13 protein-coding genes, 2 tRNA genes and 2 rRNA genes are annotated in these 17,730 nt (G+C 63.6%); 9 read left to right on the top strand and 8 right to left on the bottom strand.

Annotation, left to right across the window (positions count from 1 at the left end; all coding sequences use genetic code 11):
- The first annotated feature begins 96 nt into the window (after nt 1-96).
- Both mpl and AC1RNP_RS09965 read left to right on the top strand, forming a co-directional pair.
- Entirely contained in the window at nt 97-1,467 is a 1,371-nt protein-coding gene (mpl, locus tag AC1RNP_RS09970) for a UDP-N-acetylmuramate:L-alanyl-gamma-D-glutamyl-meso-diaminopimelate ligase (RefSeq protein WP_493051097.1), read from the top strand.
- 158 nt (nt 1,468-1,625) lie between these two features.
- Complete coding sequence (locus AC1RNP_RS09965) at nt 1,626-2,207, top strand: LON peptidase substrate-binding domain-containing protein (RefSeq protein WP_493051298.1); 582 nt, start codon at nt 1,626-1,628, stop codon at nt 2,205-2,207.
- Nucleotides 2,208-2,359: 152 nt separating this feature from the next.
- On the opposite strand, the gene AC1RNP_RS09960 is transcribed toward AC1RNP_RS09965, so the two are convergent.
- Nucleotides 2,360-4,363, bottom strand: a complete 2,004-nt coding sequence (locus tag AC1RNP_RS09960; protein WP_493051096.1) for a bifunctional DedA family/phosphatase PAP2 family protein — start codon at nt 4,361-4,363, stop codon at nt 2,360-2,362.
- Nucleotides 4,364-4,556: 193 nt separating this feature from the next.
- Here AC1RNP_RS09960 and AC1RNP_RS09955 point away from each other — a divergent pair, with 193 nt between their 5' ends.
- A complete protein-coding gene (locus tag AC1RNP_RS09955; protein ID WP_493051095.1) occupies nt 4,557-5,372 on the top strand; it encodes an SDR family oxidoreductase in 816 nt (271 codons plus the stop codon).
- A 214-nt stretch (nt 5,373-5,586) separates the two neighbouring features.
- On the opposite strand, the gene AC1RNP_RS09950 is transcribed toward AC1RNP_RS09955, so the two are convergent.
- Entirely contained in the window at nt 5,587-5,787 is a 201-nt protein-coding gene (locus AC1RNP_RS09950) for a hypothetical protein (protein ID WP_493051094.1), read from the bottom strand.
- A gap of 28 nt (nt 5,788-5,815) precedes the next feature.
- Nucleotides 5,816-6,034, bottom strand: a complete 219-nt coding sequence (locus tag AC1RNP_RS09945; protein WP_493051093.1) for a hypothetical protein — start codon at nt 6,032-6,034, stop codon at nt 5,816-5,818.
- Nucleotides 6,035-6,289: 255 nt separating this feature from the next.
- Here AC1RNP_RS09945 and AC1RNP_RS09940 point away from each other — a divergent pair, with 255 nt between their 5' ends.
- A complete protein-coding gene (locus AC1RNP_RS09940; protein ID WP_493051092.1) occupies nt 6,290-7,522 on the top strand; it encodes an acetylornithine transaminase in 1,233 nt (410 codons plus the stop codon).
- Between the two features lie 77 nt (nt 7,523-7,599).
- On the opposite strand, the gene AC1RNP_RS09935 is transcribed toward AC1RNP_RS09940, so the two are convergent.
- Genes AC1RNP_RS09935 through thiE form a run of 3 tightly spaced genes read right to left on the bottom strand, consistent with a single transcriptional unit; the run spans nt 7,600 to nt 10,346 of the window.
- Nucleotides 7,600-8,304, bottom strand: a complete 705-nt coding sequence (locus AC1RNP_RS09935) for an HAD family hydrolase (RefSeq protein ID WP_493051091.1) — start codon at nt 8,302-8,304, stop codon at nt 7,600-7,602.
- Entirely contained in the window at nt 8,301-9,593 is a 1,293-nt protein-coding gene (gene hemL, locus AC1RNP_RS09930; RefSeq protein ID WP_493051090.1) for a glutamate-1-semialdehyde 2,1-aminomutase, read from the bottom strand. Before hemL ends, AC1RNP_RS09935 begins: the two co-directional genes overlap by 4 nt.
- Nucleotides 9,594-9,638: 45 nt before the next feature.
- Nucleotides 9,639-10,346: a thiamine phosphate synthase gene (gene thiE / locus AC1RNP_RS09925; RefSeq protein WP_493051089.1), complete on the bottom strand. Its 708-nt coding sequence runs from the start codon at nt 10,344-10,346 to the stop codon at nt 9,639-9,641.
- 22 nt (nt 10,347-10,368) lie between these two features.
- Between thiE and AC1RNP_RS09920 the strand changes: the two genes are divergently transcribed.
- Nucleotides 10,369-10,608, top strand: a complete 240-nt coding sequence (locus tag AC1RNP_RS09920; RefSeq protein ID WP_493051297.1) for a rubredoxin — start codon at nt 10,369-10,371, stop codon at nt 10,606-10,608.
- A gap of 54 nt (nt 10,609-10,662) precedes the next feature.
- On the opposite strand, the gene AC1RNP_RS09915 is transcribed toward AC1RNP_RS09920, so the two are convergent.
- Nucleotides 10,663-11,508 (bottom strand): SirB1 family protein, encoded by an 846-nt coding sequence (locus AC1RNP_RS09915; protein ID WP_493051088.1) that lies wholly within the window; start codon nt 11,506-11,508, stop codon nt 10,663-10,665.
- A 53-nt stretch (nt 11,509-11,561) separates the two neighbouring features.
- On the bottom strand, nt 11,562-12,050 hold the full coding sequence (locus AC1RNP_RS09910) for a DUF192 domain-containing protein (RefSeq protein WP_493051087.1): 489 nt from the start codon (nt 12,048-12,050) through the stop codon (nt 11,562-11,564).
- 671 nt (nt 12,051-12,721) lie between these two features.
- Here AC1RNP_RS09910 and AC1RNP_RS09905 point away from each other — a divergent pair.
- The 4 genes from AC1RNP_RS09905 to AC1RNP_RS09890 all read left to right on the top strand — a co-directional run bounded on the left by AC1RNP_RS09905 (nt 12,722) and on the right by AC1RNP_RS09890 (nt 17,603).
- A 16S ribosomal RNA gene (locus tag AC1RNP_RS09905) occupies nt 12,722-14,266 on the top strand.
- A gap of 71 nt (nt 14,267-14,337) precedes the next feature.
- Nucleotides 14,338-14,413: transfer RNA gene (locus AC1RNP_RS09900), tRNA-Ala, on the top strand.
- 22 nt (nt 14,414-14,435) lie between these two features.
- Nucleotides 14,436-14,512, top strand: a tRNA-Ile gene (locus AC1RNP_RS09895).
- A gap of 228 nt (nt 14,513-14,740) precedes the next feature.
- A 23S ribosomal RNA gene (locus AC1RNP_RS09890) occupies nt 14,741-17,603 on the top strand.
- The 16S and 23S rRNA genes sit together here with 2 tRNA genes alongside, the layout of an rRNA operon.
- Nucleotides 17,604-17,730: the final 127 nt, after the last annotated feature.

Genomic DNA, 17,730 nt, shown 5'->3' with positions numbered 1-17,730 from the left:
CCCCAGCGCTTAGCCGATGCCCTATCGGCGTCGGCTGCGGGCGCGAACGCCCGGCCATCATCAGAACGCGTGCAACCGCTTGGGAATGTCTAACCCTTGAAACTCCACATCCTGGGCATCGCCGGAACATTCATGGGCGGCGTCGCCGCGCTTGCGCGCGAACTCGGCTTCGATGTCGAAGGTTCCGACCAGGCGATCTACCCGCCGATGTCGACGCAGTTGGAAACGCTCGGCATCGCGCTGAAACAGGGCTATCTGCCCGGGAACATCGCCGCAGACTGCGACGAGATCGTGGTCGGCAATGCGCTCTCGCGCGGCAATCCGGCGGTCGAGTGTGTGCTCGACGCCGGCCTGCGCTACACCTCGGGCGCACAGTGGCTGGCCGAGCGCGTGCTGCCGGGGCGCGACACGCTCGCCGTCGCCGGCACCCACGGCAAGACCACGACCACCACGATCCTGACCTACCTGCTGCAGGCTGCCGGGCGCGAGCCGGGCTTCCTGATCGGCGGCGTGGCCGAGGATTTCGGCGTGTCCGCGCGCGCGGGCGCCGGCAAGGCCTTCGTGGTCGAGGCGGACGAGTACGACACCGCGTTCTTCGACAAGCGCAGCAAGTTCGTGCACTACCGGCCGCTGGTGGCGATCCTCAACAACCTCGAGTTCGATCACGCCGACATCTTTCCCGACGTCGCGGCGATCCAGCGCCAGTTCCATCACCTGGTGCGCACCGTGCCCGCGCGCGGGCGCCTGATCGTCAACGGCGAGGACGCGCGCCTGGCCGAAGTGCTGGCGATGGGCTGCTGGACGCCGGTGGAGCGCTTCGGCCTCGACGGCGATTACGAATGGAGCGCGCGCCTGATCGCTGAGGACGGCAGCGCCTTCACAGTGTTGCACAAGGGTGTGGAGATCGGCGAGGTGCGCTGGCCGCTGCTCGGCCGCCACAACGTCATGAACGGACTGGCCGCGTTGGCCGCCTGTCATGCGGTCGGCGTCGACGTGGCGGCGGTGCTGCCGGCGCTGGCGGGGTTCCGCAGCGTCAAGCGCCGGCTGGAAGTATTGGGTGACGCGCAGGGTGTCACCGTGTACGACGATTTCGCCCATCATCCGACCGCCATCGCCACCACGCTCGCCGGCTTGCGCGCGAAGGTGGGAAGCGCGGGCGGCAGGATTGTTGTAGCGATGGAACCGCGCAGCAATTCGATGCGGCTCGGCGCGCACGCCGATGCGCTGGCACCATCGCTGGACGGCGCCGATGCCGTGGTGTTCCTGCACCGGCCGGAACTCGCCTGGGATGCCGGCAAGGTCGTCTCCGCGTTGCGCGGGCAGGGCGTCGCGGTGCCCGATGTGGATGCGCTGATCGCGGCCTTGCGCACGCTCGTGCGCGCGGGCGACCACGTCGTGTTCATGTCCAACGGCGGATTCGACGGTGCCCCGCGGCGTTTCCTCGCTGTGCTGCGGGAATCCGCGTAGGGCGGGCCTTGGCCCGCCATTACCCTCTTCACGTTAGCGACGCTTTCAACGAACGCCGTCGCGAACAGGCACATCATCATGGCGGGCCAAGGCCCGCCCTACGCGGGCGAAACCTTCCCGGCGTGGATTCCCGCCTCCGCATCCGTACACTGGGGCAGGTGCCGACGACCGCATCGCTGCCGCTGTTCCCCCTGCATACCGTGCTGCTGCCCGGCGCCACGCTGGGATTGCGCGTGTTCGAGGCGCGCTACCTCGACCTGGTGCGCGAATGCGGCCGGAATGCGAGCGGATTCGGCATCTGCCTGATCCTGGAAGGCAACGAAGCAGGCGCGCCGGCCACGCCGGCGGCATTCGGCACCGAGGCGCGGATCGAGGATTTCGGCACCGACGACGACGGCCTGCTTACCCTGCGCGTGCGCGGCGTGCGGCGCTTCCACGTCCGGCGCACGCGCGTGCGCGACAACGGCTTGCTGGTGGCGGATGTGGAATGGCGCGACGGTGTCGCCGGAGAAGACCCCCTGCAGCCGCAACACGGCTTGCTGACCACGGTGCTGCAGCGCATCCTCGAACGCGTCGGCGGCGAATACGCACAGGCCTCGCGCGAGCAGTTCGACGATCCGGAATGGGTGGGCTGGCGGCTGGCGGAAGTGCTGCCGTTATCGGACATGCAGCGGCAGCAGCTGCTGCAGGATGATGATCCGCACGCGCGGCTGGATCAGTTGCTCGCGTTGCTGTCCTGAGACCGTCACGCATCGCGGGGCATTGCGCGGTATTCGAAGCCCCCCCGGATCGTCATCCCAGCGAAAGCTGGGACCCATTTTGATCTTCGCGCTGAAGTGGCAAAGTCCCGATGGATCCCAGCTTTCGCTGGGGCGACGATGTGGTGCCGCCGTTACTCGCCATCATGCGTGCGCACACGCAACACCGGCATGCCGGTCTCGGGATGCGGCGCCTGCATGGCATCCAGATCACGCAGCGCGGCGCGCACCTCGTCGTGCGCGCGGCTGGAATACCCCACAGGCGCCGCCTGCGGCAGCCAGAGGCCGAACACGCCGAACGGCTCGGCGTAACGCAGCGTCTGCGTGCTGCCGATCCACAACGGCGTGCCGTCGCGCAGCCGCGCGGGTGCCCGCCACAGGCGCAGGACCTTGGTCTCGTGCGAGTCCTTGCCGGGACGACGCAGCAGCAACACCTCCGCCTCGGCATCCAGCGTGGCCGGCAGCACCGGCTGCAGTTCCGGCGGCGTGTCGTCGTCGAGCAGGTGCAGCGTCTCCAGCCAGCCGGCCTGCGGCTGCACGCCCCAGCCATTGGCCTGCAGGCGCCGTTGCAGCGGTTCCAGCGGCCCGGCCACTTGCAGGTCGAGCGGCCAGCGCTGGTTGGCCTCGCGCTCGCGTTCCGCCGGCAGGGTGGTCCAGCCGGTGCTCCACCAGGTCCCGGCGTCCATCACGATGTGCGGCGCGCCGGGGGTGAAGCGCGCCAGCACGCGGTCCACCGCGCGCGGCGCGTGCCACAGCGCCGCTGCCAGGAAGGTCAGATAGAAGATCCACGCCGGCGGGCCCATCCAGAACGAGCGCGCGACGTGCCGGCGATAGGCGATGCCGAGCACCAGCAGCCAGACGATGCCGAACAGCATCCCGCCGACCACGTCGCTCAGCCAGTGCGCGCCGAAGTACAGCCGCGCGAAGCCGAGTACCGCGACCACGGCGCCCGAGAGTACATACGGCCAGACGCGCTGCCGCCCCGGCAGTTCGCGCGCGATCAGCACGGCGAAGAAGCCGAAGGTGATCGTGGTCATCGTCACCGCGATCGACGGGAAGCCGAAGCCGCGCGGCGCGGTCGGCGGATTGGGCATGTCGACCACGGCGCCGAGCAACGCCGTCAGCACCAGCCCGAACGCCAATGCCGCCAGCCAGTGCGCGGCCGCGATCCAGCGCCGGCGCCACAGCAGCCAGCCCAGCGTCAGCGCGATGGCCGGGATCAGCACCATCGCATCGCCGATCGAGGCCAGCGCGGCCATCAGCCGGTCGGCCAGCGGATTGCGCAGCGCCAGCATCGTCTCGAACACGGCGCGATCCAGGCCCAGCGGCTCGTTGTTACCCATCAGCACCGTGCCGAGCAGGGCGAACCAGGCCACGCCGATCCCCAGCAGGCATACCGCCAGGATCGCCAGCGAGGCCGACTCGGGCCGGTTCGGATCGATCAGCGCCCCCGCGTAGCGGCCCAGGTGCGGGTGCGCGCGCGTCCAGCGCAGGGCGCGCGCCAGCAGTGAATCGGCATGGCCGGCGAACCAGCGGTACGTGTACAGCACCGCCGCCCACATCAGCAGCAGCGCCGCCAGCAGCCCGCCCAGCACCAGCGCCAGGCGATTGGCCACGGCGGCGACCGCGTCGTAGGCATGGCCGAGCAGCCAACCCGGCGCCAGGAACAGCATCGACCACAGCAGCGCCGCCAGCAGGCTGGCCGGCACATAGCGCCGCAGTGGCATGCGCAGCATCCCCGCCACCGCCGGCACGAACGGCCGGATTGCGCCGACGAAGCGCGCCACCAGCACGCTCTTGGTCGAATTGCGGCGGAACAGCACCTCGCCGCGATCGAGCAACTGCGGATAGCGCGAGAACGGCCACACGCCGCGCAGCTTCGGGCCCCAGCGATGGCCAATCCAGTAACTGACGGCATCGCCCATGAATGCGCCCAGCGCCGCGCACAGCACCGCGTAGGGACCGGAGATCTCGCCCAGGCTGATCAGCACGCCGACACCGAACAGCAACGGGATCGACGGCACCGCAGCGCCGAGGATCAGCAATGAATCACCGAACGCGATCGCGAAGATCACCAGGCCGGCGGCGAGGGGATGCGTGCCGATCCATGCGACGAGACTGTCGAACCATCCATTCATGGCGGGCGATTATGGCAGCCGGCGATGAGCGTCCGGCGTTTGCGACCCATGGCGAAGGACCTGGGCTCCTTCCATCCGTCCTTTGTTGACGGTCAACGTATGGTTTCGCCGATGTTTGAAAACCCGAGGTGTCGACGGTGCCATGCGCAAAAGCATGTACGCTTCCCCGACTCTCGCCAACGGACGCCGACGCATGTCCCTAGCCAACAAGACCCTTTTCATCACCGGCGCCTCGCGCGGCATCGGCCTGGCGATCGCGCTGCGCGCCGCGCGCGACGGCGCCAACGTGGTGATCGCGGCGAAGTCCGATGTGCCCAATCCCAAGCTGCCGGGCACCATCCATTCCGCCGCCGAGGCCGTGACGGCCGCGGGCGGACACGGCCTGGCGCTCAAGTGCGACATCCGCGAGGAGGAGCAGGTGCATGCCGCCGTGGCCGCGACCATCGACGCCTTCGGCGGCATCGACATCCTGGTCAACAACGCCAGCGCGATCTGGCTGCGCGGCACGCTCGACACACCGATGAAGCGTTTCGACCTGATGCAGCAGGTCAACGCGCGCGGCAGCTTCCTCTGCGCGCAGGCGTGTCTACCGCATCTGCTGAAGGCGCCGAACCCGCACATCCTCACGCTGTGCCCGCCGCCGTCGCTCGATCCGAAGTGGTGGGCGCCGCATACCGGCTACACGCTGGCGAAGATGGGCATGAGTTTCGTAACGCTCGGACTGGCCGGCGAATTCGGCCCGCAGGGCGTGGCGGTGAACGCGTTGTGGCCGCGCACGCTGATCGCGACGGATGCGCTCAACCTGATTCCCGGCGTGAGCGCGGGGAACGGGCGCAAGCCGGAGATCATGGGGGATGCGGCGCATGCGGTGCTGACGCGGGATGCTACCGGGTTCTATGGCCGGTTTTTGATTGACGATGAAGTGTTGGGTGAGGCGGGTGTGACGGATTTTTCGGGGTATGCAGTGGATTTGGCGCAGCCGTTGTTTCCGGATTTGTTCTTGGATTGAGGTGGGGTTGGAGTGGGAGGCGGAAGCGATTGGTCTCTAGCTTTTGCCGTACAAGCCAATTGCTTCGGATGAAGTCCGGCTGCCGTCCCTGGCGCGGCTTCACGGCTTCGGATCGTCCGGCCTGTCGCCGCGCTGACGGCGCGGCTCCAAATCCATGGCCGGGCGTTCGAGAGCGCAGCAGACGCCTTGAGGGCGTCCGCTAGCACGCGCTCTCTCACCCACAACAATAACAACGTCCGCTGATGTACTGACCGCCGAATTCCGGACACTCCGCGCGGCACTGCGAGCACGTGCCCTTCGGAGAATTCACGCCGGTATCGGAAGTCGCCAATGCCTGGCTGGCGCCGAAGGCGAGGCAGCCGAACACCGCGACCGCCATGACACCACCACGCAGATACGACAGATAGGATTTCATCAGGGCTCTCTCCTCGTTGGTTGGGTGCTCAGGGCGCGGCACAGCAAAGGCAGGGGGCGCCGGGGCGCAGTCTCTGTCCGCCGTAGAAGCCGCATTCGGCCCTGCAGTTCGAGCTAGGGCAGGTCGCCCGATGCGTCGGCGTACCGTTGCCGCCGATCGCCAATGCCTGGCTGGCACCGAACGCCAGGCAGCCGAATACCGCCACCGCCAGAACGCCGTTGCGCAGGTGGGACAAGTCACGTTTCATTTCAACCTCTCCATTTGTTGAGATGCGGCAGTGCGTCGGAACCCCGATGGGCGATGCCGAACTCGCATCCGGCGGTGAGGGCGCCGCATCGGGAGATTTCCGGTCTGTCGTCTTTCCGATTGGCTGCGCGCGGCAGTGGTCGAAAGACGCAGGCCGAAGCTATTGGCGACGTCGCGACAGGGTCAAGCGGCGTCGCACCAAATCCTCCGACATGGGTCACAATTGCGCGTTCCCCCTGATCAGAGAAATCAAAAAGTGAGCGCCACTGCCGATCTTGTCGCCCTGGGCCAGCAGTTCTACCTGCCGGTGTACCGTCCGCGCGAGGTCATCCTCGACCGCGGGCAAGGCGCGCGCGTGTGGGATCGTGACGGGCGCGAGTACGTCGATTTCTCCGCGGGCATCGCCGTTTGCGGGCTCGGCCACGGCGATCCCGATCTGATCGCGGCGCTCACCGAACAGGCCGGCAAGCTATGGCACACCAGCAACGTGTTCTACAGCGAGCCGCCGTTGCGCCTGGCCGAAGAGCTGGTGGCCGCCTCGCGCTTCGCCAGCCGCGTGTTCCTCTGTAACTCCGGCGCGGAAGCCAACGAAGCGGCGATCAAGCTGGTGCGCAAGTGGGCCGCCGCGCAAGGGCGTGAACCGGCGCGGCGCGTCATCGTCAGCTGTCGCGGCAGTTTTCACGGACGCACGCTGGCCGCGGTGACGGCGACGGCGCAGCCGAAATATCAGGAAGGCTACGAGCCGCTGCCGGGTGGGTTCCGCTACGTCGATTTCAACGACATCGCGCAGCTCGAGGCGGCGATGGCGGCCGGTGATGTCGCCGCCGTGCTGGTGGAACCCGTGCAGGGCGAGGGCGGCGTGATGCCGGCGGCGGCAGGTTTCCTGCAGGCGGCGCGCGCGCTGTGCGATCGTCACGGCGCGCTGCTGGTGCTGGATGAAATCCAGTGCGGCATGGGACGCACCGGCACGCTGTTCGCGCATTGGCAGGATGGCGTCGTGCCGGACATCGTCACGCTGGCCAAGGCGCTCGGTGGCGGTTTCCCGATCGGCGCGCTCCTGGCGGGCCCGAAGGCTGCCGAAGTGATGCAGTACGGCGCGCATGGCACTACTTTCGGCGGCAATCCGCTCGCCGCCGCCGTGGCGCGCGTGGCGCTGCGCAAGCTGGCCTCGGACGCGATCGCCGCGAACGTGAAGACACAGTCGGAAGCCCTGCGCGCGGGACTGATGGCGATCGACGAGGAATTGTCCTTGTTCGCCGAAATCCGCGGCCGCGGCCTGATGCTTGGCGCGGTGCTGAAACCCGGATACGCCGGCCGTGCCGGCGAGATACTCGATCACGCCGCCGCCAATGGCTTGCTCCTGCTGCAAGCGGGGCCGGACGTGCTGCGCTTCGTCCCGGCGTTGAACATCGGCGATGCCGACATCGCCGAAGGCCTCGCGCGGCTGCGCAAGGCCTTGCAGGCGTTCGTTGCCTCGAAAAACGGCTAGGACAACCTCGGGCTTTGGCCATCGTTCCCGCCTTCGCGGGAACGATGGAACATGCCGCGGTTCGATTCAGACGGCGGCTAATCCGCCTCGATCAGCCCGTAACTGGCGAACGTCTCGGCCAGCGCCGCCAGGCTGGTGAATTGCTCGGCCTGCAGCCCGGCCATGATCGCGCCTTCCACGTTCTCCGGCTTGTCGTCGATGAACAACGTCGTCTCCGGAACGGCGTCGAGCGTCGGCAGGCAACGCAGATAGACGTGCGGGTCCGGCTTCAGCAGGCGGAATTGCGCGGCGAAGCGCACCTGGCCTTCAAACAACGGGAACAGGTCCGGACAGATCGTGTGCAGCGTGTCGCGCAGATACAGCCCGTTGTTGGTGAGGATGCCCACGCGCGCGCGTTGCGCGACGCGTTGCGCCAGTCGCAGTGCGTCGGGGCGGATCCGCATGCTGGCGCCGCGGGCGTCCACGCAGTCGGCGAGGGTGACCGGCGCGCCGAGGCGGCGCGCGAGTTCATCGGCGTATTCCTGCGGCTGGAAGCGTCCCATGTCGGAATCGTGTTCCAGGCCCGACTGGAACAGCGCCGCATACACCTGCTCCCGTGTCGTGCCGCTGCGCGCAGCCAGCAGGGACAGCCGCGCCTCGTGGTCGTAGTCCACGAGCACTTCGTCGAGATCGAACAGGACGAGGGCGGGCAGCCGCTGCGCCGCAGGCTGCGCGCTATGCCCCGCGGGAGTTTCCTGTGCCTGCGACGCGGTATCGCGGAAGGTTTCGGTGTCTTCGATCATGCGCGGGCCACCACTGCGAACGCATCGCGCGCGGTGGCGATTGTTGTCGCGATCGCCTCGTCGTCATGGGCGCTGGACATGAATCCGGCCTCGAACGCCGAAGGCGCGAAATACACGCCGCGCTCGAGCATGGCGTGGAAGAAGCGGTTGAACGCCGCGGTGTCGCAAGCCACGGCCTGTGCGTAGGTATCGACCGGCGAAGCGCTGAAGAACAGGCCGAACATGCCGCCCACGCGCTGCGTGGTGAACGGGATGCCCGCCGCCTGCGCCGCGGCTTCCAGGCCATCGCAGAGCGCGTGTGTGCGCCGTTCCAGCGCGTCGTAGAAGCCGGGTGCCTGGATCAGTTCCAGCATCGCCAGCCCGGCCGCCATCGCCACGGGATTGCCGCTCAGCGTGCCGGCCTGGTAGATCGGGCCGGCGGGCGCAATCTGCTGCATCAGTTCGCGGCGTCCGCCGTAGGCGCCGACCGGCATGCCGCCGCCGATCACCTTGCCGAACGTCGACAGATCCGGCGTTACCCCGTAGCGCGCCTGCGCGCCGCCGAGTGCGACGCGGAAACCGGTCATCACCTCGTCGAAGATCAGCAGCGTGCCGTGCCGCGTGCACAGCTCGCGCAGATGCTGCAGATAGCCCTCGCGCGGCGGCAGGCAGTTGGCGTTGCCGACCACCGGTTCCACGATCAGCCCGGCGATGTCGTCGCCGCATTCGTCGAACAGCGCGGTGGCGGCGTCGAAATCGTTGTACGGCAGCGTCAGCGTCAGATCGGCCAGCGCTTTCGGCACGCCCGGCGAAGTCGGCACGCCGAATGTGAGCGCGCCGCTGCCGGCCTTCACCAGGAAGGAGTCGCCGTGGCCGTGATAGCAGCCCTCGAACTTGACGATGCGCGCGCGCCCGGTCGCGCCGCGGGCGAGGCGGATCGCAGACAGCGTGGCCTCGGTGCCGGAATTGACCATGCGCACCATCTCGCAGCCCGGGATCAGTCGCGTGATGGTCTCGGCCATCGTCACTTCCAGCGGGTTCGGCGTGCCGAAACTCAGGCCGTCACGCGCGGTGCGCAGCACCGCTTCCAGCACCGCCGGATGGTTGTGGCCGACGATCATCGGCCCCCATGAACCGACATAGTCGATGTAGCGGTTGCCATCGACGTCGAACAGAGAAGGCCCCTCGGCGCGCTGCACGAAGAACGGCGTGCCGCCGACCGATTTGAACGCGCGCACCGGCGAATTCACGCCGCCGGGCATCAACGTCTGCGCTTGGGTGAAGAGGGCTTGGGAACGCGAGCTATCCATGTAAATCCTGTGCGGGGGAGATGTCCGGCGTCGGTGGAGTGGGGCTCAACCGGGCGGGAGCGATGGGGGCGAATTGGTTTGAGGTGGACTGGCTTGGAACCCAGCGCGGTAGGCGCGTGCGGCCGCGACCGGATCGGGCGCGTCGAAGACGCCACTAATCACCGCCACCAGATCGGCGCCCGCGGCGATCACCACCTCCGCATTGTCGGGTGTGATGCCGCCGATCGCCACCATGGGCAGCCCGAGGTGCGCGCATTCATGCAGCAGTCCCGGCTCGGCTTGGCGCGTGCCGGATTTGCTCCGGGTGGGAAAGAAGGCGCCGAAGGCCAGATAGCTGGCGCCGGCACGCGCCGCCGCCTCGGCGCGGGCGACGTCGTCGTAGCAGGACGCGCCGAGGATCGCGTCCTCGCCCAGCGCCTCGCGCGCGGCGCGCAAATCGCCGTCGTCCTCGCCCAGATGCGCGCCCTCGGCGCCGAGATCGCGCGCCAGCCGCCAGTCGTCGTTGACGATCAACGGTACCCGCGCCGCGCGGCACAGGGGCAGCAGGGCCTCGGCTTGAACGCGTCGCAGCGCGGCATCGGCCTGCTTGTTGCGGTACTGCAGCCATGTCGCGCAGCCGAGCACCGCGCGCACGCGCTCCACCAGGCGCGCGGTATCCGTCTCGTCCGGCGTGATCAGGTAGAGCCCCTTGGGGGGTGCTCCCGCCGAGTCGCCGGGAGCGGCGCCGCGATGCGACCGGCGCGAATCATTCATCCTCATGGTTTCCTGCACGGGCGTGGGATGGGACAATGCGCGTTCCACGAACGCATGCCTCCGACCGCATTATCCGATGAACGAGACCGCCACCGCCTACAGGACCTGGATGTGCGTCGTCTGCGGATTCATCTACGACGAGGCCAAGGGCTTGCCGGAAGAAGGCATCGAGCCCGGTACGCGCTGGGAAGACATCCCGGAGACCTGGACCTGCCCGGACTGCGGCGTCACCAAGGACGATTTCGAGATGATGGCGCTCTGAGCGCGCCTGCCTCGCCCGAGGCGAGGCTCAATGCATCCGCGTCCGGGACGATACTCAATGCGTCCGTGTGCGGCCGACGCTCACTTCGATCAGGCGTTCGCGCAGCGTGGCCGCATCCTCGGCCTGCGGATTGAGCTGCAGGTAGCGCGACAAATCCTCGCGCGCGCCGTGGCGGTAATCCAGTTCCAGATAGCCGAGGCCGCGATCGCGCAGCGCTTCCGCGTCGTTCGGCGACAGGCGCAGCAGGCGGTCGGCGCAGCGCGTGGCGCGTTCCCAGTCCTGCACGTTGCGGTACACGCCATGCAGATTGCGCAGCACGCGCATCAGGATGCTCCGATGCGAGGCCGGATTCAGGATTTGCGATAAAGCCTCGTCATCGATCGAGTCGCCACCGAGATGGGGCCGCGCGCGCTGGCGCAGTTCATCGACATCGAGCGGACGGCCGCGATTGAACGGGTCCATCACCAGAACGCCATCGTCGACCGGCAGCCGCACCAGGAAATGGCCGGGGAACGACACGCCGTCCAACGGCACGCCGAGCCGGCGCGCCACTTCCATCTGCACCATCGCCAGCGAGATCGGATTGCCGAGCCTGCGCTCGAACACCTCGTTGAGGTAGCTGTTGCGCGGGTCGTAATACTCTTCGTGATTGCCGGCGTAACCCAATTCATCGAAGAGATGGCGGTTGATCGCCTGCATCTTCAGCGCCCAGTGCTCGATGCCGTCGACTTCCGTCTGCAGCGCCGCGGTGTGGCCCTGCAGCAGCGTGTCGTAGAGATCGGCGTCGAGGTCCGGATATTCGTCGCTTGCGATGAGCAGAGCGGTGCCGAGCAGCGGCAGCGATGCATCATCGAGCCGCGAGAGCGAATTCCAGTCCGGGAGCGTGAGACGTGCGCGCATGATGCAAGACTGCGCGCACGCGTCAGCGCGTGCAAGTCTTGCGCGCGATGCGATCAGGGCGCATCTTGTATGCCCGGTCCGAAACGCAGTTCCTCGCCGTTTTTCAGGCCCAGTTGCGCCGCCTCGCCGGCGTTGAGTTCGAGCACGAATCGTGCCGGCACGATCGATCCATCCGCCGACTGGCTCGGATACGCAGGGCAACGATCTCCCGCGGTGCACGGCGGCACATCACGCTGCTGCGCCACCAGCTTGTGTCCGTTGTCGAAATACAGGATGTCGAGCGGAATGCGCGTGTTCTTCATCCAGTAGGCCAGCGGCTGCTGCTCCTCGTGAACGAACAGCATCCCGTGATCCTTCGCCATCTCGTCGCGGAACATCAATCCGCGCTGGCGTTCGGTGAAATCGTCGGCGATTTCCACCTTGTAGCGATGGCCGGACAGCTCGACCCACGAGCTGGAAGGATCGCTGCTGGCGCAGGCGGAAGCGGAAAGGGCGAGCAGGGCAGGCAGAAGGCCGGGGAGGAGGCCGGAAGTAGGGCGCATGAATGGGCTCCGTAGGGAAGACGTGACATTCACGCCAGCCGGGAGCGGCGTCAAGGTGGGGTGTGCGGTGGAATCGGGCGTTTCCGGGCCTGAAATCAGGCTGTATGACGGTGCCGGAAGGGGCTGTGGCGGCTTGTTTTCAGGCGTTTTTCACGCATTTTTGAGTGCGGCAGCCATTCCTGGGAAGTCCGGAAGGCGGAGCATCCGGTATAGGAGTCTTAAAAGTCCGGCGCTGGGCATCGCTGGCGGACGCTCGGGAGACCCGCCGCAAAAAAATTCTTGTTCCTCCCCCTTCCCAAAACCGTTGGTGCCGTGCACAATGCGCGCCCCTCACCAAGGGGCCCGCATCAAACCGATTCGGGGCGTCAAAAAAATCTCTCACGAGGTGTTGACGTCCACGAAAATCGCTGTATAGTGTGCGGCTCCCTCGGGCACTTCGGTGGCGAGGACGGAACAAGGCGCTGAGGCCGGTTCCTAAGATCTTTGACAGTGTGCGCAGGTGACTTGTGCGGGCGTCTGGCAGGTGGATGACTGTCCATCTTGCAGACGTTCGTAACAGAGCAACAAGTCAATTCAAAAGCATGCAAATGCGAGTGAGTAATTTGGAGCTCAGGTAACGACGACTGCACTCAAAGCATTGACGAAGACCTTCGGGTCGGAGTCGAAAAACTTAAGTGAAGAGTTTGATCCTGGCTCAGAGTGAACGCTGGCGGCAGGCCTAACACATGCAAGTCGAACGGCAGCACAGAGGAGCTTGCTCCTTGGGTGGCGAGTGGCGGACGGGTGAGGAATACATCGGAATCTACCTTGTCGTGGGGGATAACGTAGGGAAACTTACGCTAATACCGCATACGACCTACGGGTGAAAGCGGAGGACCGCAAGGCTTCGCGCGATAAGATGAGCCGATGTCGGATTAGCTAGTTGGCGGGGTAAAGGCCCACCAAGGCGACGATCCGTAGCTGGTCTGAGAGGATGATCAGCCACACTGGAACTGAGACACGGTCCAGACTCCTACGGGAGGCAGCAGTGGGGAATATTGGACAATGGGCGCAAGCCTGATCCAGCCATGCCGCGTGGGTGAAGAAGGCCTTCGGGTTGTAAAGCCCTTTTGTTGGGAAAGAAAAGCAGTCGGTTAATACCCGATTGTTCTGACGGTACCCAAAGAATAAGCACCGGCTAACTTCGTGCCAGCAGCCGCGGTAATACGAAGGGTGCAAGCGTTACTCGGAATTACTGGGCGTAAAGCGTGCGTAGGTGGTTCGTTAAGTCTGATGTGAAAGCCCTGGGCTCAACCTGGGAATTGCACTGGATACTGGCGGGCTAGAGTGCGGTAGAGGATGGCGGAATTCCCGGTGTAGCAGTGAAATGCGTAGAGATCGGGAGGAACATCCGTGGCGAAGGCGGCCATCTGGACCAGCACTGACACTGAGGCACGAAAGCGTGGGGAGCAAACAGGATTAGATACCCTGGTAGTCCACGCCCTAAACGATGCGAACTGGATGTTGGGAGCAACTAGGCTCTCAGTATCGAAGCTAACGCGTTAAGTTCGCCGCCTGGGGAGTACGGTCGCAAGACTGAAACTCAAAGGAATTGACGGGGGCCCGCACAAGCGGTGGAGTATGTGGTTTAATTCGATGCAACGCGCAGAACCTTACCTGGCCTTGACATCCACGGAACTTTCCAGAGATGGATTGGTGCCTTCGGGAACCGTGAGACAGGTGCTGCATGGCTGTCGTCAGCTCGTGTCGTGAGATGTTGGGTTAAGTCCCGCAACGAGCGCAACCCTTGTCCTTAGTTGCCAGCACGTAATGGTGGGAACTCTAAGGAGACCGCCGGTGACAAACCGGAGGAAGGTGGGGATGACGTCAAGTCATCATGGCCCTTACGGCCAGGGCTACACACGTACTACAATGGGAAGGACAGAGGGCTGCGAACCCGCGAGGGCAAGCCAATCCCAGAAACCTTCTCTCAGTCCGGATTGGAGTCTGCAACTCGACTCCATGAAGTCGGAATCGCTAGTAATCGCAGATCAGCATTGCTGCGGTGAATACGTTCCCGGGCCTTGTACACACCGCCCGTCACACCATGGGAGTTTGTTGCACCAGAAGCAGGTAGCTTAACCGCAAGGAGGGCGCTTGCCACGGTGTGGCCGATGACTGGGGTGAAGTCGTAACAAGGTAGCCGTATCGGAAGGTGCGGCTGGATCACCTCCTTTAGAGACTAAAGACAGCTAATTGCTTGTCAGACGTCCGCACAAGTGACCTGCATTCAGAGTCGACCCCATTTGGGGCCATAGCTCAGCTGGGAGAGCACCTGCTTTGCAAGCAGGGGGTCGTCGGTTCGATCCCGACTGGCTCCACCAGTAACATGAGAGACGACACATTGGGTCTGTAGCTCAGGTGGTTAGAGCGCACCCCTGATAAGGGTGAGGCCGGTGGTTCGAGTCCTCCCAGACCCACCACTCTGAATGTCGATTGCGCACACAAAGATTTGAAACGACCTGGCCCTGAAGCCAGCGTCGTGTTCTTTGAAAACTTGGGATGTAGCGCGTTTGAGATGAATTCTACAAACGTGTCGTAGAGGCTAAGGCGAGTGTCGAAAGACACTTTATTAATTGAGTCGTTATATTCGGGACCGGGCTTTGTACCCCCGGCCACCATCATGACTCCGAGGCGACTTGGGGTTATATGGTCAAGCGAATAAGCGCACACGGTGGATGCCTTGGCGGTCAGAGGCGATGAAGGACGTGGCAGCCTGCGAAAAGTGTCGGGGAGCTGGCAACAAGCTTTGATCCGGCAATGTCCGAATGGGGAAACCCACTCCGCAAGGAGTATCTCTAAGTGAATACATAGCTTAGGGAAGCAAACCCGGTGAACTGAAATATCTAAGTAACCGGAGGAAAAGAAATCAACCGAGATTCCCTCAGTAGCGACGAGCGAACGGGGAGCAGCCCAAAAGTCGATTTGGTTTTAGCAAAATGGCCTGGAAAGGCCAGCCATAGAAGGTGATAGCCCTGTATGCGAAAGGGCCAATTCGATGAAATTGAGTAGGGCGGGGCACGAGAAACCCTGTCTGAACATGGGGGGACCATCCTCCAAGGCTAAATACTCCTGACCGACCGATAGTGAACCAGTACCGTGAGGGAAAGGCGAAAAGAACCCCGGAGAGGGGAGTGAAATAGACCCTGAAACCGTGTGCGTACAAGCAGTAGGAGCCCTTCGGGGTGACTGCGTACCTTTTGTATAATGGGTCAGCGACTTACTGTTCGTGGCAAGCTTAACCGTATAGGGGAGGCGAAGGGAAACCGAGTCTGATAAGGGCGCATAGTCGCGGGCAGTAGACCCGAAACCGGGTGATCTAGTCATGCCCAGGGTGAAGGTACCGTAACAGGTACTGGAGGCCCGAACCCACTCCCGTTGCAAAGGTAGGGGATGAGGTGTGATTAGGAGTGAAAAGCTAATCGAACCCGGAGATAGCTGGTTCTCCTCGAAAGCTATTTAGGTAGCGCCTCGCGTGAATCTTCTTGGGGGTAGAGCACTGTTATGGCTAGGGGGTCATTGCGACTTACCAAACCATGGCAAACTCCGAATACCAAGACAGACTGCGCGGGAGACACACGGCGGGTGCTAACGTTCGTCGTGAAAAGGGAAACAACCCAGACCCACAGCTAAGGTCCCAAATTTATCGCTAAGTGGTGAACGATGTGGAAAGGCACAGACAGCCAGGAGGTTGGCTTAGAAGCAGCCACCCTTTAAAGAAAGCGTAATAGCTCACTGGTCGAGTCGGTCTGCGCGGAAGATTTAACGGGGCTAAGCGATAAACCGAAGCTTGGGGTGCATACTTTGTATGCGCGGTAGAGGAGCGTTCCGTAAGCCGTCGAAGCGGGATTGAGAAGTCCCGTGGAGGTATCGGAAGTGCGAATGCTGACATGAGTAACGATAATGCGGGTGAAAAGCCCGCACGCCGAAAGCCCAAGGTTTCCTTGCGCAACGTTAATCGACGCAGGGTGAGTCGGCCCCTAAGGCGAGGCAGAAATGCGTAGTCGATGGGAAGCTGGTTAATATTCCAGCACCTCGCGTAAGTGCGATGGAGGGACGGAGAAGGTTAAGCAGGCCAGGCGTTGGTTGTCCTGGTGAGAGAGTTGAGGCGGTCCCCTTAGGCAAATCCGGGGGGGCAACGTTGAGACTAAGGACCGGCCCATTAGGGCTAGGCTGCTGATATCACGCTTCCAGGAAAAGCTCCTAAGCTTCAGCTTACGCAGACCGTACCGTAAACCGACACAGGTGGGTAGGATGAGAATTCTCAGGCGCTTGAGAGAACTCGGGTGAAGGAACTAGGCAAAATAGCACCGTAACTTCGGGAGAAGGTGCGCCCCTTTTGGTTAATAGCTGAGAGGGGCCGAAGTGACCAGGCCGCTGCGACTGTTTATCAAAAACACAGCACTCTGCAAACACGAAAGTGGACGTATAGGGTGTGACGCCTGCCCGGTGCTGGAAGGTTAATTGATGGGGTCAGCCGCAAGGCGAAGCTCTTGATCGAAGCCCCAGTAAACGGCGGCCGTAACTATAACGGTCCTAAGGTAGCGAAATTCCTTGTCGGGTAAGTTCCGACCTGCACGAATGGCGTAACGACAGCGGCGCTGTCTCCACCCGAGACTCAGTGAAATTGAAATCGCTGTGAAGATGCAGCGTTCCCGTGGCAAGACGGAAAGACCCCGTGAACCTTTACTATAGCTTTACATTGAACGTTGAGTTCGTCTGTGTAGGATAGGTGGGAGCCTTTGAAGCGATGGCGCTAGCTGTCGTGGAGGCAACCTTGAAATACCACCCTGATGTGCTTGACGTTCTAACCTGGATCCGTAATCCGGATCGGGGACCATGTATGGTGGGTAGTTTGACTGGGGCGGTCTCCTCCCAAAGAGTAACGGAGGAGCTCGAAGGTACGCTCAGCGCGGTCGGACATCGCGCACTGTGTGCAAAGGCATAAGCGTGCTTGACTGCAAGATCGACGGATCAAGCAGGTACGAAAGTAGGACTTAGTGATCCGGTGGTTCTGTATGGAAGGGCCATCGCTCAACGGATAAAAGGTACTCCGGGGATAACAGGCTGATACCGCCCAAGAGTTCATATCGACGGCGGTGTTTGGCACCTCGATGTCGGCTCATCACATCCTGGGGCTGTAGTCGGTCCCAAGGGTATGGCTGTTCGCCATTTAAAGTGGTACGCGAGCTGGGTTCAGAACGTCGTGAGACAGTTCGGTCCCTATCTGCCATGGGCGTTGGAGATTTGAGAGGGGCTGCTCCTAGTACGAGAGGACCGGAGTGGACGAACCTCTGGTGTTCCGGTTGTCACGCCAGTGGCACTGCCGGGTAGCTATGTTCGGAAGCGATAACCGCTGAAAGCATCTAAGCGGGAAGCGCGCCTCAAGATGAGATCTCCCGGGACACAAGTCCCCTAAAGGAACCATCAAGACTAGGTGGTTGATAGGCAGGGTGTGTAAGCGCAGCAATGCGTTGAGCTAACCTGTACTAATGATCCGTGTGGCTTGACCATATAACCTCAAGTGGCCTTGGACTCGACGACACGTTTGAGTTCATCGCTATCGCTGCTACATCCCAACCCTATGAGAGCGTGAGCGCGATCATTCCATCTTGTATGGAGTGGAACCGCGACCCTCCAC

It is taken from the genome of Luteimonas sp. GW821-FHT14E02, assembly GCF_058803905.1.
Note: the sequence above shows the minus strand (reverse complement) of the source record. Positions and strands in the feature narration are given on the sequence as shown.